General features: G+C 63.6%; 23 protein-coding genes and 2 tRNA genes. 14 read left to right on the top strand and 11 right to left on the bottom strand.

Going from position 1 to position 24,666, the window contains the following annotated elements; all coding sequences use genetic code 11:
• Nucleotides 1–120: 120 nt before the first annotated feature.
• Nucleotides 121–1,002 (top strand): polyphosphate kinase 2, encoded by an 882-nt coding sequence (gene ppk2, locus RTCK_RS18455; protein ID WP_142593872.1) that lies wholly within the window; start codon nucleotides 121–123, stop codon nucleotides 1,000–1,002.
• A 4-nt stretch (nucleotides 1,003–1,006) separates the two neighbouring features.
• Here ppk2 and RTCK_RS18450 read toward each other — a convergent pair whose 3' ends face one another.
• A complete protein-coding gene (locus RTCK_RS18450; RefSeq protein ID WP_211181462.1) occupies nucleotides 1,007–2,164 on the bottom strand; it encodes a PulJ/GspJ family protein in 1,158 nt (385 codons plus the stop codon).
• A 207-nt stretch (nucleotides 2,165–2,371) separates the two neighbouring features.
• Between RTCK_RS18450 and RTCK_RS18445 the strand changes: the two genes are divergently transcribed.
• The 7 genes from RTCK_RS18445 to RTCK_RS18415 all read left to right on the top strand — a co-directional run bounded on the left by RTCK_RS18445 (nucleotide 2,372) and on the right by RTCK_RS18415 (nucleotide 7,864).
• Nucleotides 2,372–3,331, top strand: coding sequence for an NAD(P)H-dependent flavin oxidoreductase (locus RTCK_RS18445; RefSeq protein ID WP_142593870.1), 960 nt, complete (start codon nucleotides 2,372–2,374; stop codon nucleotides 3,329–3,331).
• Nucleotides 3,332–3,450: 119 nt separating this feature from the next.
• A tRNA-Thr gene (locus RTCK_RS18440) sits at nucleotides 3,451–3,526 on the top strand.
• A 533-nt stretch (nucleotides 3,527–4,059) separates the two neighbouring features.
• Nucleotides 4,060–4,506 carry a pseudoazurin gene (locus tag RTCK_RS18435; RefSeq protein WP_142593869.1) on the top strand — a complete coding sequence of 149 codons (447 nt, stop codon included), beginning with the start codon at nucleotides 4,060–4,062 and terminating at the stop codon, nucleotides 4,504–4,506.
• A gap of 43 nt (nucleotides 4,507–4,549) precedes the next feature.
• Complete coding sequence (gene nirK / locus RTCK_RS18430; RefSeq protein WP_142593868.1) at nucleotides 4,550–5,698, top strand: copper-containing nitrite reductase; 1,149 nt, start codon at nucleotides 4,550–4,552, stop codon at nucleotides 5,696–5,698.
• A 121-nt stretch (nucleotides 5,699–5,819) separates the two neighbouring features.
• Nucleotides 5,820–6,002: a hypothetical protein gene (locus RTCK_RS18425; protein WP_142593867.1), complete on the top strand. Its 183-nt coding sequence runs from the start codon at nucleotides 5,820–5,822 to the stop codon at nucleotides 6,000–6,002.
• A gap of 234 nt (nucleotides 6,003–6,236) precedes the next feature.
• Nucleotides 6,237–6,941: a ribonuclease activity regulator RraA gene (locus RTCK_RS18420; RefSeq protein ID WP_142521942.1), complete on the top strand. Its 705-nt coding sequence runs from the start codon at nucleotides 6,237–6,239 to the stop codon at nucleotides 6,939–6,941.
• On the top strand, nucleotides 6,938–7,864 hold the full coding sequence (locus RTCK_RS18415; protein ID WP_142593866.1) for a dihydrodipicolinate synthase family protein: 927 nt from the start codon (nucleotides 6,938–6,940) through the stop codon (nucleotides 7,862–7,864). Before RTCK_RS18420 ends, RTCK_RS18415 begins: the two co-directional genes overlap by 4 nt.
• 37 nt (nucleotides 7,865–7,901) lie before the next feature.
• Here RTCK_RS18415 and RTCK_RS18410 read toward each other — a convergent pair whose 3' ends face one another.
• Nucleotides 7,902–8,678, bottom strand: coding sequence for an exodeoxyribonuclease III (locus RTCK_RS18410; RefSeq protein WP_142593865.1), 777 nt, complete (start codon nucleotides 8,676–8,678; stop codon nucleotides 7,902–7,904).
• A gap of 235 nt (nucleotides 8,679–8,913) precedes the next feature.
• Here RTCK_RS18410 and RTCK_RS18405 point away from each other — a divergent pair, with 235 nt between their 5' ends.
• The 3 genes from RTCK_RS18405 to nadE are packed head-to-tail and all read left to right on the top strand — an operon-like array spanning nucleotide 8,914 to nucleotide 11,725.
• Nucleotides 8,914–9,171, top strand: coding sequence for an acyl carrier protein (locus RTCK_RS18405; protein WP_142593864.1), 258 nt, complete (start codon nucleotides 8,914–8,916; stop codon nucleotides 9,169–9,171).
• An 8-nt stretch (nucleotides 9,172–9,179) separates the two neighbouring features.
• Nucleotides 9,180–10,733, top strand: a complete 1,554-nt coding sequence (locus tag RTCK_RS18400; protein ID WP_142593863.1) for a class I adenylate-forming enzyme family protein — start codon at nucleotides 9,180–9,182, stop codon at nucleotides 10,731–10,733.
• 8 nt (nucleotides 10,734–10,741) lie between these two features.
• On the top strand, nucleotides 10,742–11,725 hold the full coding sequence (gene nadE / locus RTCK_RS18395) for an NAD(+) synthase (protein WP_142593884.1): 984 nt from the start codon (nucleotides 10,742–10,744) through the stop codon (nucleotides 11,723–11,725).
• A gap of 17 nt (nucleotides 11,726–11,742) precedes the next feature.
• On the opposite strand, the gene RTCK_RS18390 is transcribed toward nadE, so the two are convergent.
• Together RTCK_RS18390 and RTCK_RS18385 are read right to left on the bottom strand one after the other, a co-directional pair.
• The gene (locus tag RTCK_RS18390) at nucleotides 11,743–12,870 is read right to left on the bottom strand and encodes a hypothetical protein (protein WP_142593862.1); all 1,128 of its coding nucleotides are present in this window, start codon (nucleotides 12,868–12,870) and stop codon (nucleotides 11,743–11,745) included.
• Between the two features lie 121 nt (nucleotides 12,871–12,991).
• Nucleotides 12,992–13,384 carry a PRC-barrel domain-containing protein gene (locus RTCK_RS18385; protein WP_142521948.1) on the bottom strand — a complete coding sequence of 131 codons (393 nt, stop codon included), beginning with the start codon at nucleotides 13,382–13,384 and terminating at the stop codon, nucleotides 12,992–12,994.
• Nucleotides 13,385–13,606: 222 nt separating this feature from the next.
• On the opposite strand from RTCK_RS18385, the gene RTCK_RS18380 reads away from it, so the two are divergent.
• Together RTCK_RS18380 and pgi are read left to right on the top strand one after the other, a co-directional pair.
• Nucleotides 13,607–15,304, top strand: coding sequence for a long-chain fatty acid--CoA ligase (locus tag RTCK_RS18380; protein ID WP_142521949.1), 1,698 nt, complete (start codon nucleotides 13,607–13,609; stop codon nucleotides 15,302–15,304).
• 99 nt (nucleotides 15,305–15,403) lie between these two features.
• The gene (pgi, locus tag RTCK_RS18375) at nucleotides 15,404–17,035 is read left to right on the top strand and encodes a glucose-6-phosphate isomerase (protein ID WP_142593861.1); all 1,632 of its coding nucleotides are present in this window, start codon (nucleotides 15,404–15,406) and stop codon (nucleotides 17,033–17,035) included.
• 67 nt (nucleotides 17,036–17,102) lie between these two features.
• Here the strand turns inward: pgi and RTCK_RS18370 are convergent, their stop codons facing one another.
• From RTCK_RS18370 to pyrC, 3 genes are all read right to left on the bottom strand, one after another.
• A complete protein-coding gene (locus RTCK_RS18370) occupies nucleotides 17,103–18,038 on the bottom strand; it encodes a carbohydrate kinase family protein (RefSeq protein ID WP_142593860.1) in 936 nt (311 codons plus the stop codon).
• 55 nt (nucleotides 18,039–18,093) lie between these two features.
• Entirely contained in the window at nucleotides 18,094–18,789 is a 696-nt protein-coding gene (locus RTCK_RS18365) for an orotate phosphoribosyltransferase (RefSeq protein WP_142593859.1), read from the bottom strand.
• A gap of 89 nt (nucleotides 18,790–18,878) precedes the next feature.
• Nucleotides 18,879–19,919, bottom strand: a complete 1,041-nt coding sequence (pyrC, locus tag RTCK_RS18360; RefSeq protein ID WP_142593858.1) for a dihydroorotase — start codon at nucleotides 19,917–19,919, stop codon at nucleotides 18,879–18,881.
• Between the two features lie 220 nt (nucleotides 19,920–20,139).
• Between pyrC and RTCK_RS18355 the strand changes: the two genes are divergently transcribed.
• Nucleotides 20,140–21,057, top strand: coding sequence for a tetratricopeptide repeat protein (locus RTCK_RS18355; protein WP_142593857.1), 918 nt, complete (start codon nucleotides 20,140–20,142; stop codon nucleotides 21,055–21,057).
• Between the two features lie 3 nt (nucleotides 21,058–21,060).
• Here RTCK_RS18355 and RTCK_RS18350 read toward each other — a convergent pair whose 3' ends face one another.
• From RTCK_RS18350 to RTCK_RS18335, 4 genes are all read right to left on the bottom strand, one after another.
• Nucleotides 21,061–22,098 carry a 4-hydroxyproline epimerase gene (locus RTCK_RS18350; protein WP_142521955.1) on the bottom strand — a complete coding sequence of 346 codons (1,038 nt, stop codon included), beginning with the start codon at nucleotides 22,096–22,098 and terminating at the stop codon, nucleotides 21,061–21,063.
• A gap of 13 nt (nucleotides 22,099–22,111) precedes the next feature.
• A complete protein-coding gene (locus RTCK_RS18345; RefSeq protein ID WP_142593856.1) occupies nucleotides 22,112–22,825 on the bottom strand; it encodes an SDR family oxidoreductase in 714 nt (237 codons plus the stop codon).
• 120 nt (nucleotides 22,826–22,945) lie between these two features.
• Nucleotides 22,946–23,022: transfer RNA gene (locus RTCK_RS18340), tRNA-Arg, on the bottom strand.
• A 135-nt stretch (nucleotides 23,023–23,157) separates the two neighbouring features.
• Nucleotides 23,158–24,648 (bottom strand): ATP-binding protein, encoded by a 1,491-nt coding sequence (locus tag RTCK_RS18335; protein ID WP_142593855.1) that lies wholly within the window; start codon nucleotides 24,646–24,648, stop codon nucleotides 23,158–23,160.
• Nucleotides 24,649–24,666 lie beyond the last annotated feature (18 nt).

Below are 24,666 nucleotides of genomic sequence, written 5' to 3'. Positions count from 1 at the left end.
CTCCGGTTTCGGCTCTAGGCCGATTTCATGACAGATATACATCGACGTCCGGTGGAACGGGATTAATTCCATCGGGGAGCAAGGTTCCATCGGCACCGCCGGCAGCAGGGAGAGTCCGCCATGAGCAGTATCAGCCAAGACCGCACCGTGGAACTGGACATCCATGGCCAGCGGCGCCTGTTCGACATCGACGATCCGAAGCTGCCGCACTGGGTGGACGAGGCGGCCTTGGCGTCCGGCGGCTATCCCTATGACGACAAGATGGAAAAGGAGAAGTACGAGAAGGCCCTGAAGGAATTGCAGATCGAGCTCGTCAAGTTGCAGTTCTGGCTGCAGGAGAGCGGCAAGCGGGTGATGGCCTTGTTCGAGGGGCGGGATGCCGCCGGAAAAGGCGGGACGATCTTCTCGATCCGCGCCTATCTCAATCCCCGCTTTGCCCGCGTCGTCGCCCTGCCGAAGCCGACGGAAGTCGAGAGGGGCCAGTGGTACTTCCAGCGTTACGTCGACCACTTCCCGACGGCGGGGGAAATCGTCCTCTTCGACCGCTCGTGGTACAATCGCGGCGTCGTGGAGCCCGTCATGGGCTTCTGCACGCCCGAGGAGTGCCGCGCTTTTCTCCGCGACGCTCCTCGGCTCGAACAGATGATCGTCGACGAGGGCATCCATCTCTTCAAGTTCTGGCTCAACATCGGCCGCGAGATGCAGTTGAAGCGCTTCCACGACCGACGGCACGACCCTTTGAAGATCTGGAAGCTGTCGCCCATGGACATCGCCGCGCTGACGAAGTGGAAGGACTACACGAAGGCACGCGACAGCATGCTGGCCGCGACCCATACGACGCATGCGCCATGGACGGTGGTGAAGGCCAACGACAAGCGGCGGGCGCGGATCAACGTCATCCGGCACCTGCTGCTGTCAATCGACTACGAAGGGCGGGACCTGGAGGCCATCGGAGAGATCGACCGCAACATCGCAGGTGACGGCCCCGAAGCCCTGCGCTGACTGCTTACTGCCCCGGCAGCACCCTCACCGAATGCAGGAGCAGGGCGGCCTGGGGATCGTCAAGAGCGGTGTTGAGGAGCAGCTTGCCGGGCGCATCGGGCGCGATGGAGCCCTCGAAGGTGACCCGCAGGAGGAGATCCTCCCTCTCCTGCCGCGCCGTGAAGCGATGGCGCGGACAGGTCCCGAGGCTTCCGAAATCGCAGCGCACCGAAAACTGAACGGGCACTTCCGTTGCGGACTGAACCGTGAGCGCGATCGTCGACGACTTGCCCGCGAGTTCGCGCAGGACGTCGACCGGGATGGTGATCCCCAGGTCGCCTTCGCCGCCGGGCGAACCGGATGTCAGCCGCAAGGCAGGCGTAGCGGAGGTGGAAACAGGTTCCACGACTGCCGATGCGCCGCCCACGACGGCGGCTGCGTCCGCGCCGTCGAACACCTCGACCCATTCTTCGGAAAAACCGGCCTGCGGGCTTGGGCCTGCGGACCCGGTGCGTTGACCGGACAGCGACCGTTCCGTCGCCTCCATTGCCTGCTGGAGCGATTGCTGCACCAAACCGGACGAGTAGGCCCACCAGGCGGCGAGGCCCACCAACGCGAAGAACACGAGCCATGCCACCAATACCGACAGGAAGCCGCGACGCCGGCGTGGTTTGGCAGCCCGTTCTGGCGGGGCATCAAGGATCGCCGCATCGCGCTCCCGCCGGCGTCCGCGCGAACGCACGGCCCGCGCCTTCGGCTCCTCGGGCGCGGCCGGTCCGGAGGAAGCAGGGCGTTCTGCACGAAGCGCATCGAGACTGGATACGTTCGGCGCCGGCGCCATGGCGGGAAACGCTTCGTCCCGCGTGGCGCCGCCCAGGATCGACGCGTCCCCGACGGAGGCCTCCGGCGATATTGCCGGCTTCGGCGCCGGGGGAGCGGCCTGCGGCGTGGCCGGAGCGCTCACGGGCCGTACCCGCGCCCGCTCCTCCATCTCGATCTCGCGGATCTTCAGTTCCAGGCGCTGCCGCTGAGCCGCCACGACCTGCTGGTCCGATATGCCCTGTTTCTGAAGACCGGCATCAAGGGCCTGGCGCGCCGACTGGTAGATGCGCGCACGGATCTCCGGACTGGTGCGGTCGGATTTTTCCAACGCGTTCCTGATGGCTGTTTCCAAACCGCTCAAAACCGTTCCTGCGTATTCTGCCCCACGATGGGCCACTGATCGACGTTTGGGTAATCCTTCCGGCCGCGAACTGCAAGCACTCGCATTCCGGCGAATGTGGGGCCGATGCCGTCATCTGCTCAGGCGTCTGCTCCACGCCCTCTTTTCGAGTCTCCGGCATTCTGTTAGTGACACTTACGTTTGCGTAAACGTAAGTCGAAGGAGGATATGATGCTGCCGCCGATTCTGAAGGACAAACTTCGCCTGCCGGTGGTCGCCTCGCCGCTCTTCATCATATCCCATCCGGCGCTGACGCTGGCGCAATGCAAGGCCGGTGTCGTGGGCGCCTTTCCGGCGCTGAATGCGCGGCCGGAGAGCCAGCTCGACGAGTGGCTGGCGATGATCACGGAGGAACTCGCAGCACACGATGCCGCCCATCCGGACCAGCCGGCCGCCCCGTTCGCCGTCAACCAGATCGTGCACACCTCCAACAAGCGGCTGGAGCACGACCTGATGATGTGCGTGAAATACAAGGTGCCGATCGTGATCTCGTCGCTGGGAGCCGTGCCGGAGGTGAACGCTGCGGTGCATTCCTACGGCGGCATCGTGCTGCACGACGTGATCAACAACCGGCATGCGAATTCGGCGATCCGCAAGGGTGCGGACGGGCTGATCGCGGTCGCAGCCGGCGCGGGCGGACATGCCGGCCCGCTGTCGCCCTTTGCGCTGGTGCAGGAGATCCGCGAATGGTTCGACGGACCGCTTCTGCTCGCCGGAGCCATCGGTACCGGCGGAGGCATCCTGGCGGCACAGGCCATGGGCGCCGACATGGCCTATATCGGCACGCCCTTCATCGCCACGGACGAGGCGCGCGCGGTGGATGCCTACAAGCGGATGATCACGGAATCACAAGCTGCCGACATCGTCTACTCCAACTACTTCACCGGAATTCACGGCAATTACCTTAAGGGTTCGATCCTGGCCTCGGGCATGGATCCGGAGAACCTTCCGGCCGCCGATCCCTCCAAGATGGACTTCGACAAGGCGGTGACCGGCGCCAAGGCCTGGAAGGACATCTGGGGCGCCGGCCAGGGCGTGGGCGCGGTGAAGGCGGTCGTGCCGGTGGCCGAACTGGTTGGGCGGCTGGAACGCGAATACCGTGAGGCTCGCAACCGCCTGTGCGCCTGAGGGCGCCCGTCAGATACGGAAGGGGAAAATGGCGGCGCCACAAAATCCCGGCTTGAAATCGGCCTCCTTTGCCTGTATCAGCCCCATCACATCGCAGCCGGCACGCCGGTCCTGCCCACGCCGCTTTAGCTCAGTCGGTAGAGCACATCATTCGTAATGATGGGGTCACGTGTTCGAGTCACGTAAGCGGCACCATTTCTCCCCTTCTTCGCAAGTACGCGGCTCCGCGTCCTAGTGCGGCTCCGCCGGAAGAAAAAAGCCAGCTTGATGAACCGGGTTTTCAGAACTCGCGTCAACCTGACGTCGGCTACCTGTTTGCGGCGACTGCGAATGGCACCATGAGCTCCAGCCGCTGCGCTCGGAAAACAGCATCTTGCTGAGTTCGGACTTCTCCCGAGTGATCGCGTCGTCCGGTGGTGCGCGCTGACAGGGGGCAGCGGCTTCAATTATGAGGTGGCGTCCGTATGGAGAGTTCCTTAATCGGTTGCGGGGAAGCATTCTCTGCGGGCGGCTCTTTCTGTGGAAGGCTTCCTGAGCAGTGACGAGAATGCCACGCCCGCCGCCAATGCCAGGATTGGTGAACCGAAGCCGGCCCTTGATCAACCTCCAAGTCATCCTGTCGTACAGGCCGTTCAACCTCCTCCAAGGCCATTGTCCAAACCATTGGAACCTTCCGCGGCAGGTGAGATTAGACCGGCGACGAACGGACAAACATCAAGGAGAAGATAATGAAAGTCCTTAGCACCACTCTGACAGCCCTCGGGATGATTGCGCTCGGCATGCCGGCATTCGCCGCGGACCACGAGGTCAAGATGGTGAACAAGGATTCGGAGGGGCGGGCGATGCAGTTCGAGCCTGCCTACCTGAAGATCGCTCCCGGTGACACGGTAACCTTCATCAATGTCGACAAGGGACATAATTCGGAATCGGTCAAGGGAATGATCCCGGAAGGGGCCGAGGCCTGGAAAGGCAAGATCAACGAAGAGATCAAGGTAACCTTCGATGTTGAGGGTCTCTATGGCTACAAGTGCCTTCCGCATCAGGGCATGGGGATGGTCGGCGTCATCCAGGTTGGTGAAGACACCGCCAATCTCGAACAAGTGACAGCGGTAAAGCTGCCGGGCAAGGCAAAGACACGGATGGAAGAACTGCTTGCAGAAGTTGTCGGCAGCTAAGCCGCCGGCCGCCCGATTCGAAATCATTCAAGAGGAAGCCAAAATGACTGATTCACGTACCGTAACGCAGGAAAACAGGGATGAGGGCGAGCGGATTGCCGTTTCGCGTCGTGCGTTATTAGCGGGTTCGGCCGGCCTTGCCCTGGGTACGCTGGGTGCCGCCCAGGAAGCGGCCGCACAGCACGGGCATGGAGGCACCAGCGGAGCGGTCCACGCTGCATCCCACAGCAATGCGGTCGGCAGTCTTAGTCAGCGAGCCTATTCCGTCCCCACCCCCGTGTCCAATGACATAGCGCATGACCCCTCAGCTGTGCCCCCACCGATCGGACGGCGGGAGCCTGAAACCATCCGGGTCGATCTCGAAACCCGGGAAGTCGAGGCAAAGCTCGATCAGCGGGCCACCTTCCGATACTGGACCTTCAACGGGACCGTTCCGGGGCCGATGGTGCGCGTGCGGGTGGGCGATACGGTGGAGGTCCACCTCAAGAACGCAGAAGACAGCTGGATGATGCACAACGTTGACTTCCATGCTGTCACGGGCCCCGGCGGCGGCGCGGAAGCCACCAATTGCGCTCCAGGCGAGGAGAAGGCGTTCAAGTTCAAGGCGCGGCATCCCGGTCTTTATGTCTACCATTGCGCGGTCCCGCCGGTGGCCATGCATATGGCAAACGGCATGTACGGCATGATCCTTGTGGAGCCGGAAGACGGGCTTCCTCCCGTGGACCGCGAATTCTACGTCATGCAGGGCGAGATCTATACGGCCGAACCCTTCGGATCGGAGGGATTGCTGACGGAGGACTATGACAAGCTCCTCAACGAACGGCCGGAATATTTCGTCCTCAACGGCCATGTCGGTGCCTTGACGGACCACTACCCCATGAAAGCCTCGGTCGGTGAAACGATCCGCATCTTCTTCGGCGTCGGCGGCCCCAATCATGTGTCTTCCTTCCACGTGATCGGCGAAATCTTCGACCGCGTCTATATCAACGGCAGCGTCACGCAGCCGCCGCAGACAGATGTCCAAACGGTCGTGGTGCCGGCGGGAGGCGCGGCAATCGTGGAATTCCAGCCCGAAGTTCCGGGCCGTTATGTTCTCGTCGATCACTCGCTCTCGCGGGTCGAGCGTGGTCTGGCCGGCTGGCTGGACGTGGAAGGCGAGGAGAACCCCGAAGTCTTCAGTGAGATCGGCTAGTGACCGAGCGGACCGTCACATGTTCCTGAGCCTCGGCTCAGGAACATGGAGATGGAGTGCCAGGGGATCATGAACGAAATCGCGCCCCGATCGTTTCTCCTCCCCAACCGAGGAGATGACAATGACCGATCGATCGAGAGCTTCCAGCGGGAAGGACGAGAGACAGCCCGCTTCGGGCAGCAAGGATCCCGCCGGGACCGATTTACCCGTCAAGCCGGTCGAGAATTTCGATCTCGGCAAGGTCGAGAAGGACCGGCGGATCTTTCAGAATGGGGACACGGACCGGACGACGGAGCAGGATTGATACGAGGGCCCTGTTGATCGCCTTGGCCGACGCTGAAGCATGGTGTTTGCGCGGCGCGTCGGATGCACACGCTTGCTTCCACCCGGTAGCAGGATCGGCTGCGACCGCGGCGGTCTTCGCGACTCCTTACGCGGAGGACCGGAATCGCCATTCCCTTCCTTGACGCCTCCGGAAGAGCATCTGAATATCCCCGTTCCCGGGCGGGCCAGTCCTCCCGGAGTACGAGGAGTATCCATGCCGCTTGATCCGAAGACCGTCGAAATCCTGAAGGGCGTCTCCACCGCCACCCTTACAACCGTTCTCCTGAAGAAGGGCCTGCGCAATGTCTGGATGCGGGGAACCAAGCCGCTGAAGCCCGGCCAAAAGCGCGTGGTCGGCCCGGCCTTCACCCTGCGCTTCGTGCCTGCGCGCGAAGATCTTGCGACGCCGGAAAGCTGGGCCTCCCCGATCTCCACGCGTGCCGCGATCGAGGCCATGCCGGAAGGCTGCATCGCGGTCGCGGACGCCATGGGCGTGCTGGATGCCGGGATATTTGGCGACATTCTTTGCTCGCGGATGGTGAAGAAGGGCGTCGCCGGCCTGGTGACGGACGGCGTCGTGCGGGACGCGGAAGGCGTGCTCGGCACCGGACTGAACGTCTGGTGCAATGGTGTTGCAGCCCCACCATCGGTCGCGGGGCTGACATTCGTCGGATGGCAGGAGCCGATCGCATGCGGCGGTGTCGCCGTCTATCCCGACGACATCGTCGTCGTGGATGAAGACGGTGCGGTACTGATCCCGGCGAAGCTGCTCGACGCCGTGCTTGCCGAGGCGCCGGAACAGGAGCGGATGGAGGCCTGGATCATGACAGAGGTGGATCGCGGCGTGCCGCTGCCCGGCCTCTACCCGATGAATGCGGAAACCAAGGCCCGCTATCAGGCATGGAAGGACGGCCAGTGAGTTTTTCTGCTGAATCAAAGGGCGTCTATGCCATCGCCACCACGCCGTTCCTCCCGGACGGGTCGATCGACACGCCGTCGATCGACCGATTGACGGACTTTTACCAGGACAGCGGCTGCACGGGGATCACCATCCTCGGCATCATGGGCGAGGCGCCGAAGCTGGAGCCTTCGGAAAGCCGGGCGATCATCAGGCAGGTGGTCGGCCGCTCGCGGGTGCCGGTGATCGTCGGCGTTTCCGCCCCGGGCTTTGCCGCCATGCGCTCGCTTGCCCGCGACGCCATGGACATGGGGGCCGCCGGCGTGATGATCGCGCCGACGCCGGCGCTCCGGACCGACGAGCAGATCGTCAACTACTTCGGCCAGGCAGTGGAGGCCGTGGGCGACGACGTGCCGTGGGTGCTGCAGGATTACCCGCTGACGCTGAACGTGGTGATGTCGGCGGGCGTCGTGGCGAAGGTGATTTCGAACCACCCCTCCTGCCTGATGCTGAAGCACGAGGACTGGCCGGGACTGGAGAAGATCTCCAGGCTGCGCGCCATGCAGAAGGCGGGCGAACTCCGGCCCTTCTCCATCCTCTGCGGCAATGGCGGTATGTTCCTAGACTTCGAGCCGGAACGCGGCGCCGACGGCGCGATGACCGGATACGGGTTTCCGGACATGCTGAGCGAACTCATAAACCTCTTTGCAGAAGGAAAGCGCGAGGAGGCACACGACCTGTTCGACGCGCATCTGCCGCTGATCCGCTACGAGCAGCAACTCGGCATCGGGCTTGCGGTGCGCAAGCATGTTCTCAAGCGTCGCGGTGTGATTACCTCGGATGCGCAACGCAAGCCGGGCATGGCGCTGACGGAAACGGCGCGGGTGGAGGTGGATTACCTGCTGCAAAGGCTCGGCAGGCGGGACAAGCGGGCGGCATTCTAGCGATAAAGAGAGGCGGACGCTTATGTGCCGCCTCCCCTTACACCTCGCACAATTCGATCCACGTCGGGGCGTGGTCGCTGGCGTGAGGCCTTCCACGCACTTCGCGATCCACCCCCGCCCGCTCCAGGCGGTTGGCGATCGCGGGGCTGAGGAGCAGATGGTCGAGCCTCAGGCCGGCATCTCGGCCCCAGGCGTTCCGGAAGTAATCCCAGAACGTGTAGATCCGCTCTTCGGGATGAAGATGACGGACGGCGTCCGTCCAGCCCTGTGCGAGGAGACGGGCGAATAACGCGCGGACCTCCGGCCGGAAGAGCGCGTCGTCCTGCCAGCGCTCCGGAGAATAAAGGTCGAGGTCGTCCGGAATGATGTTGTAGTCACCGGCCAGCACCACGGGGGCACCGCTTTCAAGAAGATATCCCGCATGCGCAAGGAAGCGGTCGTACCAGGCCAGCTTGTAGTCGAACTTCGGGCCGGGGGCCGGATTTCCGTTGGGCGCATAGAGGCAGCCGACGAGGACGCCGTTGACGGCGGCTTCGATGTAGCGGCTGTGGCTGTCCTGCGGATCGCCGCCAAGGCCGCGGCGGGTCTCGATGGGGTCCACGTCCCGCGCCAGGATCGCGACCCCGTTCCAACGTTGCTGGCCATGCCAGACGGCACCGTAGCCCGCCCTTTCCAGCGCGCGATACGGAAACTTCTCCTGTGGCGCCTTCAGTTCCTGCAGGCACACGACATCCGGGCGCGCCTCCTCCAGCCAGCACAGAAGACTGTCGATCCGGCCGTTGACGCCGTTGACGTTGAAGGTCGCGATCTTCATCCCTGCCCGGCCTGCTCCCCATTTCCGCCTTTCCGGTAAAGCGCGGCATGGCCTTGCGCTTCACCATCAGCAACGCGGAGACGCGCTTATCGATGCGTTGCTTCGGAAAGTCTTTACGATGCCATTTAGCAAAAGATTCAGCCCGGTGTGTCAGCGTGGCTCCTCAACCAGATGTCGCGTCGCCGGGAGCGGATGGCGTCGCAAAGTTCGCTTTTTTTGGATGGAGCAGCCGCTTATGGCCCAGAGATTTCGCCCCGCCGTGCGGGAATTCATTGCCGAAAATTTTCTTTTCCGCGCCGATGCGGACATTTCCGACGACCAGTCGCTGCTGGAAAGCGGGGTAATCGACTCCACCGGCGTTCTCGAGCTCATTGCGTTTCTTGAAGCCACCTATGGGATCAGCATCGCGGACGAGGAGATCGTGCCGGAAAACCTCGACAGCGTGGACAACATGGCGGGCTACCTGGCGCGGAAGCTGCCGGTCGCCGCCTGATCCAGACGATGCGTATAGAGGCGAGGCTTCATGACAGTACGAAGCGGCTCCGGGCCCGGACGGCTCTGGTAGCCGGCGGATGCCGGCTGAGCTATGCGGACCTCCAGGTCCAGTCCGATCGCCTCGCCCGAGCTCTTATGGACGCCGGAGCCGAACCGGGCGACCGGGTCGTCCTCCTGCTCGAAAATGACATCGAGGCTCCGCTGAGCTTTTTCGCAGTTTGGAAGGCGGGCGCGGTCGCCTGCCCTCTTTACCCTTCGATGAAGGCCGAGAAGCTTGCGACCATCCTGACCAGCATCAAGCCTGCAGCCGTGATCGTCCATGCGCGCCACCTTGCGGCGGTCCGGTCTGCCATTGCCATCGCCCGCATCGAGGCCACCGTTATCGCCGGCCAGATGCCGCAGAGCCCGGAGCCGGGCGTATTGCGGTTCGAGGATCTGCTGAGAGCGGCGAGCAGCCAGGTGCTGCCGGCGCTCCATGACGACCAGGCGCTCGCCCTTCTGATCCATACATCGGGCTCGACGGGAAGGCCGAAGGGCGTGATGCTGAGCCATGCGAATGTCGATGCCGCCTGCCAATCGATTATCGGCTATCTCGAAAACACGTCCGAGGACGTCGTGCTGAGCGTGCTGCCGCTTTCCTTCGGCTATGGCATCACCCAGATGGTGACGATGGCTTCGGTCGGCGGAACCCTGGTACTGGAGAAGAGCTTCGCCTTCCCGCGCAAGATCCTCGACCGGCTGGCGGAGGAAAAGGCAACGGGTTTTCCGCTCGTGCCGGCCATGGCCGCATTGCTTGCGGGGATGAAGGATCTGCCGGCTGAGGCCCTGCCGGCGCTGCGCTATGTGACGAGCGCCGCTGCCGCGCTGCCGCCGGCGCTGTCCGCCAGGCTCCGGCAACTGTTGCCGGATTCGAAGATCGTCGTGATGTACGGGCAGACGGAGTGCCTGCGCGTCAGCTTCCTCGATCCCATCGATCTCGCCAGCCGACCGACATCGGTGGGAAAGGCCATTCCCGGCACCCACGCCTTCGTCATGGGGGAAGATGGCGAGCCGTCCCCTCCCGGAGAGATCGGCGAACTGGTGGTCGAGGGGCCGCATGTGATGGCCGGTTACTGGGGCGACGAGGCAGCTTCGCTACGCTGCCTGGAGCCCATCGAAACCGGCAGACGCCTGCGGACCGGAGACCTTTTCAAGGCGGATGCAGAAGGCTTTCTCTATTTCGTCAGCCGCAAGGACGACATCATCAAGACGCGCGGCGAGAAGGTGAGCCCGCAGGAGGTCGAGCGGGTGCTTTACGCAGTGCCCGGCGTCCGCGAAGCGGCGGTGACGGGTGCCGATGACCCGATCTTCGGCCAGGTGGTGCGTGCGCACGTGGCGCTGGACGCCGGCTGCACCCTGTCGGAACGCGACATCATCCGCCACTGCACCAGCCAGCTTGAGGACTACATGGTGCCGAAGACGGTCGAGTTCCGGGATGCGCTGCCCAGGACGACCACGGGAAAGATCAGAATGACTGCCGGCGCCGACGCCGTCGAGCCGCAACGGGAGAATGCCGTATGAACCAGAGCATGACGATCGCCGGGAAGGCCACCGCCTTCTCCTCCGACGGCCTCCGCCTTGATGCAGAGGCCGAAATCGAGCGCATCTGCGCCTGGATCAGGGAAACCGTCCTCAAGGACCTGCGCAAGCGGGGAGTCGTCGTCGGCCTGTCCGGTGGCATCGATTCAAGCGTCACCGCGGCACTTTGCGCCCGAGCCCTCGGCCCGGCCAGGGTGACCGGAATTTTCATGCCGGAACACGATTCAGATCCCGAAAGCCTGCGCCTCGGCGAGGCGCTCGCCGCCGCAACGGGCGTAGAGACGGTTCTGGAGGATATTGGCCCGGCCCTGGCCGCCGCCGGCTGCTACACGCGGCGCGACGGCTTCATCCGGCAGATCGTTCCGGAATTCGGCGATGGCTGGGGCTGCAAGGTCGTCCTCGAAAATGCCCTCTCCAGCCGCGGCTACAACATCTCCTGGCTCGTTGTCGCCTCACCGTCCGGCGAACAAAGCCGGCACCGGATGCCGCTCGACGTCTACCTCGGCATGGTCGCTGCGGCGAACATGAAGCAGCGCACGCGTAAGCAGATCGAATACTACCATGCCGACCGGCTGAACTTCGCCGTTGCCGGAACTCCCAACCGCCTCGAATACGACCAGGGCTTCTTCGTCAAGAACGGCGACGGCGCGGCCGACTTCAAACCGATCGCCCATCTCTACAAGACGCAGGTCTACCAGCTGGCGGAAGCGCTCGGCGTGCCGGAGGAAATCCGCCGCCGTCCACCGACGACCGACACCTGGTCGCTGCCGCAGGGCCAGGACGAATATTACTTCTCTCTGCCCTATGACCGGATGGACATCTGCCTCTACGGTCTCGACAATGGCATTCCTCGGGAGGCGGTCGGCGAGGCGGCAGACCTGACACCGGACCAGGTGGAGGCCGTCTGGCGCAATATCGCCTCGAAGCGGAAGGTGGCCGAATATCTGCACGCCTCACCCTTAACCATGCTTTGAGCAGCGGGAAGGCCGGGTCAGTCGAAGCTGTCGCCGATCAGGCGGGTCCAATTCTCGCCCGCCAGGCCGCTGATCAGCGCGGTTCCCGAGCGGATCGGCTGCAGGAGGCTCGCATCCTTCGAATGGGCGACTAAAAAGGCTCGCCCGTAGAAGATCGCCTTTCGGCTGATAAGCTCCGGGGTCAGCCACGGATGGCCGCCGCCGCGCAGGCCCGCACATCCCTGGCCGTCGGCGTGGGCGAACAGGTCATCCACAAGGTCACCGGCAATCGCCGGGGTGCAAAGCGCCTGCAGCAGCCAGCCGATCCCGCCCCGGCTCGCGAAATAGACGTAGCACCCGACGACCTCCCCCTTCGGGGAGAGAGCGAGGCGCCAGAAGGGTTTTCCCGTCGCGCGCTTCTGACGCGCGTGCTGCGTGAACCAGTCGAGTGCGGTGCGATCCCACATGGGGCGAAGCGTGAAACTGTCCTTCAGGGACAGCAAGGCCTCGGCGAACTCCGCCTGCGTCGCATCCCGGAACGCGGTGCGGCGGCCTGCTACGGCGGCAGGCATGCGAAGTGACGAAAAGCCCGCCCGCTCGCCGAGGGCATCGGCCGCAGCCGCAACGGGCCGCAGGATCCGGGCAGTTGGGAACTTCCGCTCCACCACGCCGACTGCGGCAGCCGTCGGCCGGAAGACGCGAAGCCAGTTGAGGCTGTAGGCGGTATCGAGCGGGAGCGCCAGCTTCTGCCACATCCCAAGCGCCACGGCATTCGCCGTCTCCGTCAGGGAAATATCCTGCGGGCCAGCCAGGAATGCGCGCAGCAACCGCGCGCCGGCGAGAGGATTGCGATCGGGATGCTCCACCATCATCGACCCGGCAAAGGCTGCACGAAGCGGCCGGCCGTCGAGTTCCAGGCGCGACGGGAAAACACCGACAAAGCCCTGGACGTCGCCGTTTTCACCGACAAAGACCTTCGAGCGCAGTTCGTCATCCTGCCACGGATGCTCGAAGAACACCTCGCGGAGATAGTCGATTAACGATGCCGGCGGTTCGCCACCCTTGCGGAACGTCCGCTGGAACAGCCCCCCGACGGACGGAAGATCCTCGCGCTCCAGATCCCGCACGCCCGCCCTCTTGCCGGCCCTGTCGGATGACTGCCCCATCGTTCCCCGCTATGTCCGCCGCCTGGCAATGGGTCATGATTGTCACGGAGGCATTAATCAAAGGAAAAGAGGCCTCGTCGCAACGAAGCCTCTCCATCATTCCGGCATCGGTCCATGGAGCCTACATCCAGTAGGGCGGAACCCCGTAGTAGTCGTAGATCGTGCGGCCCTTGTCCTGATACCAGGTGTCGTCGTCCAGATCGTTGTAGCGGGGAGCGCCGGTGATCTGGTCCTTGGTCAGGTCGATGCGGTAGCCGTCCAGTTCCTCGTCATAGGTGAGCTTCTCCCAAGGCAGGGGATAGTAGTCGTCGCCGATCCCCATGAACCCGCCGAAGCTCAGGACCACGTAGGCAACGCGGCCCCCTCGCTTTTCCAGAAGTACACGCTGGATGGAGCCGATATGCCGGCCGTCGGCGCCATAGACACGGGTGCCTTCCACCTTGTCGCTGGCGATCAGGGAAGGTGTATCCTTGACATAGGGATCCTGCCCAGCGCGCGGTTCATGATGCAGCATCACGTCCTCCTTTCGGTGGTGGTGTACGGACGTAACTCGGCAGCGGGAGATTTCGTTCCTCATTCCCGCAGGCCCGGACCAGTTGACGTTTACGTCAAGGTTATATAGCAAGATTAACAAGATGGCCCGGCGCAAGAGACCGTGGCATAGTAGGATTCTTGCGCAGAGTGGAGGACTTTGCGCCAGGTGCCGCGACAAGGAAGCAGGGAAGAGGAGGCCCATATGAACGAAGTGCCTGCGCGGGTGCGCAATGATTCCGGCAAGATCTGGCTTGCCTCCTATCCGCCGTCGGTTCCTGCTGAGATCCCTCCGCTCTCCTACCGCTCGCTGGCCGAACTCTTCGAGAGTTGCTGCGTGGAATATCTGCCGCGCGTCGCCTTCTCGAGCATGGGCCGGGAGATGACCTACAGGGAGCTCGAGGCCCATACCCGCAAGGTCGGCGCATGGCTGCAGGCACGGGGCCTCGCCAAGGGCGACCGCGTCGCGGTGATGATGCCGAACGTGCTGCAGAACCCCGTCGTCACCTATGCCATCCTGCGGGCGGGCTTGACGGTGGTCAACGTCAATCCGCTCTACACGCCGCGCGAGCTCGAGCACCAGTTGAAGGATTCCGGTGCCAAGGCGATCTTCGTACTGGAGAATTTCGCCCACACCGTGCAGCAGGTCGCCGGCCAGACCAGCCTGAAGCACATCGTCGTCACCAGCATGGGCGATATGCTCGGCGTCAAGGGGCACATCGTGAACCTCGTGGTGCGAAAGGTGAAGAAGCTGGTGCCGAAGTGGTCGATCCCCTCGGCCTTGCCGTTCAAAAGGGTGCTGGCGGAGGGCGCACGGCATCCGCTGAAGCCGGTGGATATCGACAGCAGCGACGTCGCCTTCCTGCAGTATACCGGCGGAACGACGGGTGTCTCGAAAGGCGCAACGCTCACCCACGCGAACCTCATCGCCAACAAGATGCAGATCTCGATGTGGCTCGACGCCGCCTTCGAGAACCGGCCCCGGCCGGAAGTCCTGACCTTCGTCTGCGCCCTGCCGCTCTACCACATCTTCGCGCTGACGGTGAACTCGCTGATGGGCGTGGCGATGGGCGGGCACAACGTCCTGATCGCAAACCCACGCGACATCCCGGCCTTCGTCAGGGAACTGCAGAAGCACAAGGTGCATGTCTTCCCCGGCCTCAATACCCTGTTCAACGCACTGATGAACAATGCCGAGTTCGGCAAGATCGATTTCTCGTCGCTGATCCTCGCACTCGGCGGCGGCATGGCGGTTCAGCGACCAGTCGCCGAGCGCTGGCAGGCGTTGACAGGAACAGCGATCACCGAAGGCTACGGCCTGTCGGAGACCTCGCCGGTCGCCACGGCGAACCGGTTCGACAGTCAGGAATTCACCGGCATGATCGGACTGCCGCTGCCATCGACAGACATCTCGATCCGCGACGAGGACGGCAATGCGCTGCCGCTCGGCGAAGTGGGCGAGATCTGCATCCGGGGCCCGCAGGTCATGGCCGGCTACTGGCAGCGGCCCGACGAAACCGCCAAGGTGATGACGGCGGACGGCTTCTTCCGCTCCGGCGACATGGGCTACATGGACGAGCGCGGCTACACGAAGATCGTCGACCGCAAGAAGGACATGATCCTCGTCTCCGGCTTCAACGTCTATCCGAACGAGGTGGAGGAAGTCGCCGCTATGCATCCGGGCGTGCTGGAATGTGCGGCCGTCGGCGTGCCGGACCCGCATTCGGGCGAGGTCGTGAAACTTTTCGTCGTGAAGAAGGACCAGGCGCTTACGGAGCACGATCTCCGCGAGCATTGCGCCGCCAACCTGACCGGCTACAAGCGACCGAAGCTGATCGAATTCCGCAACGAGCTTCCGAAGTCGAACGTCGGCAAGATCCTGCGGCGCGAGTTGCGCGGCTGATCGACCGCCTGTCGGGCGCAGCCGTCCCGCTGCGCTTGATTTGACATGGAAAGCTTATAGGTTCCCGTGCATTCCGCCACCGGATCACGAGGACCCTCCATGCAGGCCATCATCAAAGACCTGAAGACCACCGTCTCCGATACGAAGGCAACCGACATTCGCGCTGCATTCGCAGCCGATCCGAACCGCTTCCGGCGCTACAGCGTCTCCCTGGACGATCTCCTGATGGACTTCTCCAAGACGGCGGTCAACGACGAGGTGATGGCCCTTCTGGAGCGGTTGGCGGACGAGGCCGGCGTGTCGGAAAAGCGGGAGGCGATGCTCTCCGGCGAGGCTATCAACTTCACCGAAGGCCGCGCAGTCCTCCACACCGCCCTTCGCAACCGGTCGAACACGCCGGTGCTGGTAGAGGGCATGGACGTGATGCCCAGTGTGAACGCCGTGCTTGCGGCGATGGCAAGCTTTGCGGACGGGATCCGCTCCGGCAGCCTCAAAGGCGCGACGGGCAAGCCGATCTCTGACGTCGTCAACATCGGCATCGGCGGCTCCGACCTCGGACCGGTGATGGCGACACTGGCGCTCGCACCCTTCCACGACGGGCCGCGGGCACATTTCGTCTCCAACGTCGACGGCGCCCATATCGCCGATACGCTGAAGGGGCTCGACGCGGAGACGACGCTCTTCATCATCGCTTCCAAGACCTTCACGACGATCGAAACGATGACGAACGCAGCCTCGGCCCGAGCGTTCATCGCCGGCAGGCTCGGCGAGGATGCCGTGAAGCATCACTTCGCCGCTGTTTCCACCGCGCTCGACAAGGTCGCCGCATTCGGGATCGAGCAGCATCGGGTCTTCGGCTTCTGGGACTGGGTCGGCGGCCGCTATTCCATCTGGTCGGCGATCGGCCTGCCGCTGATGATCGCCATCGGGCCGGAGGACTTCGGGCGCTTCCTCGACGGAGCCTACGCGATGGACCAGCACTTCCGCGAAGCGCCGGTACGGAAAAACCTGCCGATGCTGCTCGGCCTGATCGGCTTCTACCACCGCAACGTGCTCGGCTATCCCTCTCGGGCCATCCTGCCCTATGACCAGCGGCTATCGCGCTTTCCGGCCTACCTGCAGCAGCTCGACATGGAATCGAACGGCAAGGGCGTCACCGTCGACGGCACGCCTGTGGAAGGCGACTCCGGCCCGGTCGTCTGGGGCGAGCCCGGAACCAATGGCCAGCACGCCTTCTACCAGCTGATCCACCAGGGCACGAGCATCATCCCGACCGAGTTCATGATCGCGGCAAACGGTTTCGAGCCGCATCTGCGCCACCAGCACGAACTGCTGATCGCAAACTGCCTGGCGCAATCGGAAGCGCTGATGAAGGGCCGGACACGAGAGGAGGCGAAGGCGCAGCTGACGTCGAAGGGCATGGACGAGAGCAAGGCGGATTTAATCGCTCCGCACCGGGTCTTCCCCGGCAACCGCCCGTCCATCACCTTCGTCTACGACCGGCTGACACCCTACGCGCTCGGGCGCCTGATCGCGCTCTACGAACATCGCGTCTTCGTGGAAGGCGTGCTATTCCGCATCAACTCGTTCGACCAGTGGGGCGTCGAACTGGGCAAGGAACTGGCGACAGGCCTGCTGCCGGTGGTGCAAGGCAAAGAGAGCGCCGAAGGGCACGACAGCTCGACCCAGGGGCTGGTAAAGGTGCTGGCGGGGTTGAAGGCCAGGAATTGAGCGCCTGGCGATGGCACGCCCACGCTACTGGGCGGCGTAGGTCGTCGGCGGCGAGGGAGATCGCCTCCTATGCCAGCGTCAGCCCGATCTCGTGCGCGAAAGGCGGGTTGGCGCCCGCCCGAGAAACCGTCACGGCCGCGGCCTTCGCGCCAAGCTGCAAGGCTTGCCTGACCTGACCTTCCGTGAGCGCCGCAATCTTCTCCCTGGTCAGCAGGCCCTGCATCCTGAGCGAAGCAAGAATACCGGCATCGAACGTATCGCCCGCGCCCACGGTATCCACCACCGTCACCCGCTCGCTTGCGACGGAAACTTTAAATCGCCCGGTATAACCCGTCGCACCTTCGGCACCGCGGGTGAGGATGACAAGCTTCGCCCCCTTGGACAGCCAATAGCCGGCCCGCCCGTCGTCGTCCCCTTCGAGGCCGAACCAGTCGAGGTCTTCGTCGGAGAACTTGATGATGTCGGACATCGCCGCCATGCGGGCAATCCGCTCCATGTGCTTCTGCTTGTCCTTGATGAAGCCGGGGCGGATATTGGGGTCGAACGAGATGACGCGCTTTCCATGCTCCCTTGCCATAAGCGCCTCATAGGTGCCGCCGCAGGGTTCGGGGATAAGGCTGATCGCGCCGAAATGCAGCGCCTCGCAATCGCCGCCGAGAGCGGGCAGATCGGTCTCGGTGATCATGCGGCCTGCCGTGCCCTCGTCGTAGAAGGCGTAGCTCGCCTGGCCTTTCACCAGCTTGACGAAGGCGATCGTCGTCGGACGGGAGGAAATGGCGGCGAAGCGGAAATCCACATGGCTGGCGGCCAAGGTTTCCCGGAGGATGTCGCCCATCATGTCGTCGGAGAGGCCCGTGAAAAAACCGGTCGGCTGCCCCAACCGTCCCAGCGCTATCGCCGTGTTGAAGACGGCGCCGCCCGCATAGGGCGCGAAACCCTTCTCCCCCAGCGTCGTCTCACGCGGCAGCATGTCGATCAGCGCCTCACCGCAACACACGATCATGTCGGTCCTCCCAGAACTGCTGCGGTATCGAATTACGCGAGCTTTTGTCGATTGACTAGAGCGAAAGCTCACTCACGCCGCCGTTGCGGCCCGACCACGCGAGCGGACCGTCGAGGAAAGCCTCGACCTCCGCCAGCGTCCTGTCGTCGAACAGCTTTTCCGTCCGGGCGGCGGCGAGCACGTTGCGCCACGTGGCGATGTGGTGAAGCTGCACCTTGCCGTTCTGGAAGCGTGCCTCGGCTTCCGGAAAGATGCCGTAGAAGAAGAGGGCGATGCCGTGGTCGACAGTGCCCCCGGCGGCGCGGATGGCATCGATGAACTTGAACATACTGCCGCCAGCCGTCGTGAGGTCCTCGATCACCAGGACACGGGCGCCTTCCGGCATATGGCCTTCGATCTGGGCGTTGCGGCCGTGACCCTTCGGCGCCTTGCGGACATAGATCATCGGCAGGCCCAACCGCTCGGCCAGGAAGGCAGCAAACGGAATGCCCGCCGTCTCGCCGCCTGCCACGCAGTCGAATTTCTCGAAGCCCGCATCACGCATGACGGTCGCCGCGGCGAAATCCATGATGGCCGAGCGGATGCGGGGATAGGAGATGAGCTTGCGGCAGTCGATATAGACGGGGCTCATCATGCCGGAGGAAAGCTTATAGGGCTTGTCGGCGGAAAAGTGCACAGCACCGATCTCCCACAACATCTTCGCCATCAGCTCTGCCATGACGTCGTGGTCGGTAAAGGTGGTCCGGATCATGCTGCCGCTCCTTCGTGTCGCTCTTGTCCAGCGCCATAGCAGCACCGAGCTCCAGGCGCCAGATGGCGACACTCGGGCCTCAGCCTGCCTCAGGCCTCCACATCCCAGTAAAGCGGGAACATCGGATCGAAGATGGTGATCGCTCCAGCACCCGTCTCGCGCTTCTTCGGAAATTGCAGCGGCTCATCCCGCCTGACCAGCGTCATCATCTCCTCGTTCGGCGGAAGACCATACCAGGCAGGGCCGTTGAGGGAGGTGAAGGCTTCGAGCCGGTCGAGGGCACGCTCCTCTTCGAAGACATGGGCGAGGCAGCTCATGGTGTTCGGCGCGGTATAGATTCCGGCACAGCCGCAGGCGCATTCCTTCAACGGGTCGACATGCGGCGCCGAATCCGTACCGAGGAAGAAGCGCGGATTGCCGGACGTCGCCGCCGCGCGCAGCGCCTGCCGGTGATGCTCCCGCTTTGCGACCGGCAGGCAGTAGTAATGCGGACGGATGCCGCCGACCAGGATCGCGTTGCGGTTGATGATGAGGTGGTGGGTGGTGATGGTACCAGCCAGATTGGCGGATGCCTCCTTGATATAGTCGACGCCATCCTTGGTGGTGACGTGCTCCATGGTCACCTTCAACTCGGGCAGGCGCTTGCGAAGCGGATCGAGCACGGTCTCGATGAACACGGCCTCACGATCGAAGATGTCGACCTCGGGGGTCGTGACCTCTCCATGCACGCAGAGCGGCAGGCCGATCTGCGCCATCCGTTCCAGAACCGGCATCGCCTTCTCGATGTCGCGGACACCGCTATGGGAATTGGTCGTGGCGCCGGCCGGATAAAGCTTCACGGCCGTGATCAGTCCACTTTCCTTTCCGGCCGCAACATCCTCCGGGTCGGTTCCTTCCGTCAGGTAGAGCGTCATCAGCGGCTGGAAACGATCGCCGTTCGGTACCGCTGCCAGGATACGCTGGCGGTAGGCAGCCGCATCCGCAGGGGTCACCACCGGCGGCACCAGGTTCGGCATTATGATGGCGCGTGCGAAGTGGCGGCTGGTATCGCCGACGACGCCTTCCAGGACGGCTCCATCGCGCAGGTGCAAGTGCCAGTCGTCGGGGCGGCGGATGGTGATCGTCTTCATGAGGGAGCCTCGCAGTCATGGGTGCAATCCGCATTAGCACCAACAGCCCCGGATAAACAACGCGGCCTGCTCCCGAAACACCGTGAGGGAGGCGGCACGCTCGCGAAATGGTGAAGCAGGAATGACGGACGGAAGGCCCCGGCTCCTCGAATGCAAGGAACCGCTCACGAACTTGGGCGTTCGTTAAGCAAAATGAAGAAGAAATGAATCGGAGCGCACAATGAAATCCCCGACCTCGAAAGTCAACAGGGGTTTTGCACTTGCCACAGGAACCGCCGCCGCGCTGCTGGCGCTGACGGTCTCTCCCGGCGCACAGGAGCCCGCGGTCTCTCTTGCCGTGCAGAACGAATGCGACCGCCTTGCCGGCAGCCCCTACGACAATCAGCGCAACCAGGCCTATGGCGCAGTCGAGACGGGCGAGATCGACAATGCGGCCATCGATTCCTGCCGTATCGCATTCGAAGTCACAGGCAATCCCCGATTTGCCTATCAGCTCGGTCGCGCGCTGAACAAGGTCGAGGAGATCGACCAGGCGATGACCGCCTTCGAGGCGGCGGCGCAAGCAGACTACCCGGCAGCGAAAGTGAACTTCGGCATGCTCCTGGGCCGATTGGGAGACCACGAGACGGAATTCCGCATGTATGACGAAGCGGCGCACGGCGGAAACGTGCTCGCAGCTTACAATCTCGGCGTGGCCTATCGTGACGGGCTGGGCACCCGGGCCGATGTCGGCAAGGCGCTGTACTGGTTTGAAAAGGCCGCAGTCGCGGGCGACGATACCGCCGCGTTCAACATCGCCGTCATCTATGACGAGGGCACCCTCGTCCCCGCCGACGACGAAACGGCCATCGCCTGGTACGATCTCGCCGCAGCCCGCGGCAATGTCGATGCGATGGTGAACCTCGGGATCATGCTGGAGACCGGCGAAGGGATCACCGCCGACCTGGAACAGGCCACCGAGGTTTATGCCAAGGCGGCGGAGCTGGGCGACGAATTTGCCGTTAACAAGCTCCTCGAACTGTACGCATCGGGCAAGATTGAACCGCCGGCCGTCAGTAGCCTCGACGAAGGCATGAGAACGCTCGTCCTCAAGGAGGGCGACATGGAGAGCCCGGCCGCCCTCGCCAAGGATATCTGATCCTCAGATACTGCCGGCGGATGGTCCCCAGACATCGGTCATTGCAAAGCCGTCCGCCAGCGGATCGAACGGATCGAGCGCCACCTGGGTAAGGCCGAAGGTGAAGCCGCGGCCGGTGATGGTCGGCACGATCGCCGGCCGGCCCGCAACCTGCGTTTCCCCGGACAAGCCCACCTCGAATTCCGAACCTATGATGGAGCGCGACCGCAACAGGTCGCCTACCTTTGCCCTGCCGCGGGCATGCAGGGCGGCAAGATTGGCGGAATTTCCGGTGCCACAGGGGGAACGGTCGGCGCGCCCCGGCCACATGGTGGTGCAGGTCCGCACCGCCCCGTCTTCATCGATATCGCGGAACATCACATAGGCAACGCCGGAGATAGCCGGGATCTCCGGATGCACGACGGGAATGGCGGCGTTGACGAGGTCCTTCAGCACCATGCCGGCCTGCACCAGCGCGGCCGCATTTCCCTTCTCGATGGTCAGGTTGATCTGCCGCACGTCGACCAGCGCGTAGAAGATGCCGCCATAGCAGAGATCGAGCGAAATCCTGCCCCAGTGCGGCGTATCGAGCTCCACATCCAGCCGGTCTACGAATGACGGGACCATGGTCAGCCGGACCTTTTCGCAGCGGCCGTCGCGGCAGGTTGCGGTAGCCTTCACGAGACCGGCCGCCGTCTCCAGCGTGACCACCGTTTCCGGTTCCCGCATTTCGACGATCCCCGCCTCCAACAGAGCGGTCGTGACGCAGATGGAGTTGGACCCGGAACTCGCATGCGCCTGGTCCGGCTGCAGGATGATGAAGGCCGCATCCGCATCGGGATGACGTGCCGGCAGGAGGAGATTGACGGACCCGATCGGAGCCCCGCGCGGCTCGAGGCACAGGAAGCGCCGCAGTTCGCGCCCCTTTGGATCGCTATTCAGCCAATGCAACTGATCGGCAACCGTTTCGCCCGGTATCCTGGGCACGCCGCCGATTGCGACGCGGCCAATCTCGCCTTCGCAATGCACATCCAGCAACTGGATCGTCCGCTTCCAACGCATGGTTTCCTCCAAATCAGACGTGTCGGGTCACGCCGCCGTCGACACGAATGTTCTGGCCGGTGATATAGCCCGCACCATCCGAAAGGAGGAAGGCCGCAGTCTTGGCGATCTCCTCAACCAGGCCCACGCGCTTCATCGGGATTTTCTCCGCCGTCTCTGGCTTGTGGTTCAGGCTGTCGATGTAGCCCGGAAGGATGCAGTTCATCCTTATGCCGCTCGCGGCATAGCGATCGGAGTAGAGCTTTGTGAAGGCCCCGGCGGCAGCACGGTAGGTGCAGGAAACGGGAAACACGAGTGACGGCTCATAGGCCGCGAAGGTGGTGATGTTGACGAAGGCGCCCTTTCCCTGCCCGAGCATGACCGGCGTGACCAGCCGCGCCATCCGCACCAGGCTGAGCACCATCATATCCGAGCCGAGCGTCCACTGTTCGTCGGAGATGTCGAGGAGATCGCCCTTCGGCGGATGCCCTGTATGATTGACCACGGCATCGATGCGCCCATAGGCGGTCATCGTAGCGTCGAAGATGCCCTGGATATCCTTTGCCTCCTCGGCAACACCCCGGAACGCCACGCCTTCGAGCTCGGCCGCCAGCGCTTCGCAGCTTTCTGAAGGCGACATCAGCGCAAGCCTGTAGCCCTGGCCGTGCAATTCGCGGGCGATGGCCGCCCCCATGCCGCGCCCGCCGCCGGTGATCAACGCCACAGGCCTTTCAGTTTTGTCGCTCATGATATCTCCCGGAACGGGTTCGAGTGCAGATCCTGCAGTCGCTATAGCAGCAGCGCCGGTCGCTTGCCTACGGCATGACGCGGATCTTCCAGGGAGATGCTATCGAAACGGAAAAGGAAATGGCGCACCCGAAGAGATTCGAACTCCTGACCCCCAGATTCGTAGTCTGGTGCTCTATCCAGCTGAGCTACGGGTGCGTATTGCGAAACGGCGGTGCCGCTTGCGTGGCGATCCTCTAAATCGTCCGCCTTCCGATTGCAAGCGATTTTCCCCGCCAAATTCCATTTTTGCCAGTACGCCATCTCCAAGCGGATGGAATTGCTCGCTTTTCATCAGGCGCGCGCGCGATAGTCGTCGAGCGCGACCGGCCGATCGGGGATCTCGATCCTGAACTGCGTGCCCGGGCCCGGCTTTTCTACCAATGCGATGGTGCCGCCATGGGCCAGCACCAGTTCGCGGGCGATGGCGAGGCCGAGTCCGGTGCCGCCGGAGCGGGCGGAGCCGCGGAAGGCGGCGAAGAGGTTCTCGCGGGCCTTGCGGGGCATGCCGGGGCCGGTGTCGTCGATCGTGATGCCGACGACACTGCCGATGCGCGTCGCCGTCACGGTGATGCGGCGAACGGTGGCCGCGTCCTCCGGATGGAAGACGGCGAGTGCCTGCACGGAATTGCGACAGATGTTGTGAATGACGCGGAAGAGCTGGTCGCTGTCAGCGTCGATCTCAAGGTCCGGAGGAACCTGCTCCTGGTATTCGATGCCGCTACCGGGATCGAGGGCGAGCATATCGCGAACCTCCTGGCAGAGTTCGGAGAGACGGACGATCCGGCGCCTGGGCGCCGCCTCCGAGGCTTGCCCGTAGGACAGGACCTCATTGGTATATCCTACGGCACGGTCGATGGTGCGAAGCAGCTTTGGAGCGAAGCTGCGCACCATTGGGTCCTCCACATCGATCAGCCTGTCCGACATCAGTTGCGCGGATGCCAGGATGTTGCGCATGTCATGGTTGATCTTGGACACGGCGAGGCCAAGATCGGCGAGGTTCTTTTGCTGTCTGAGAGTGCGCTGAAGCTCCACCTGCATATCGGCCAGATGGCGACCTGCGACGGCAAGTTCACCCTTTGCACCGTCCGGCCGGAAAACCCGCTCCGGGTCGTCCGGCCGCTCCGAGAATAGCTGCATGCTTCGCGCGAGGTGCCGGATCGGCCGGATCATCATGCGGTTGATCGCCAGGAAGATCAGGACCGCGGTAATCAGCGAAATCACGAGCGACAGCACGAACATCATGTGCGCATAGCTCAGCATGTCCTTGCGCAAGGCATCGTCCGTCATCACCAGTTCGACGATCATATCGGTCTCGCCGATCGGGCCGAAGACGCGCATGACCCGGCCACCGCCGAAGAAGAGCGTGTTCATGGCATCGCGGATCGAAACCAGCATCGGGACGTCGGCAAGGTCATACTGGTCGTCGACCTGGGGCGGAACATCGACGGCCGCCAGAAGCCTCGACGTGCCGTCTTTGCGCAGGGCGATCACCTTGGTGCCCGTCGCCAACAGCGTGTCGTCCTGAACGCTGCGAGGAAGTTCGGACGGCTGCAGGCCATCGATGACGATACCTGCCGCGGCGGCGGTATCGAGACGGTCGCGCAGCCAGTTCATGCGCATGCCGGCGACCGATGGCGCGAAGATAAGGATTTCCGCCAGCATGACGAAGACCACGGTCAGCCAGAGAAGCCGGCCGGAGAGGCCGTGGAACAAGCGCGGCATCGGCGCAGGCGCGGAGCGCTCCTGCGAGCCATGCGGATCTGTCTGAGCTTCTCCGCTCATGCGGATCTCCAGTCGATG

Source organism: Pseudorhizobium endolithicum (assembly GCF_902153245.2).
Lineage (GTDB): Bacteria > Pseudomonadota > Alphaproteobacteria > Rhizobiales > Rhizobiaceae > Neorhizobium > Neorhizobium endolithicum.
Note: the sequence above shows the minus strand (reverse complement) of the source record. Positions and strands in the feature narration are given on the sequence as shown.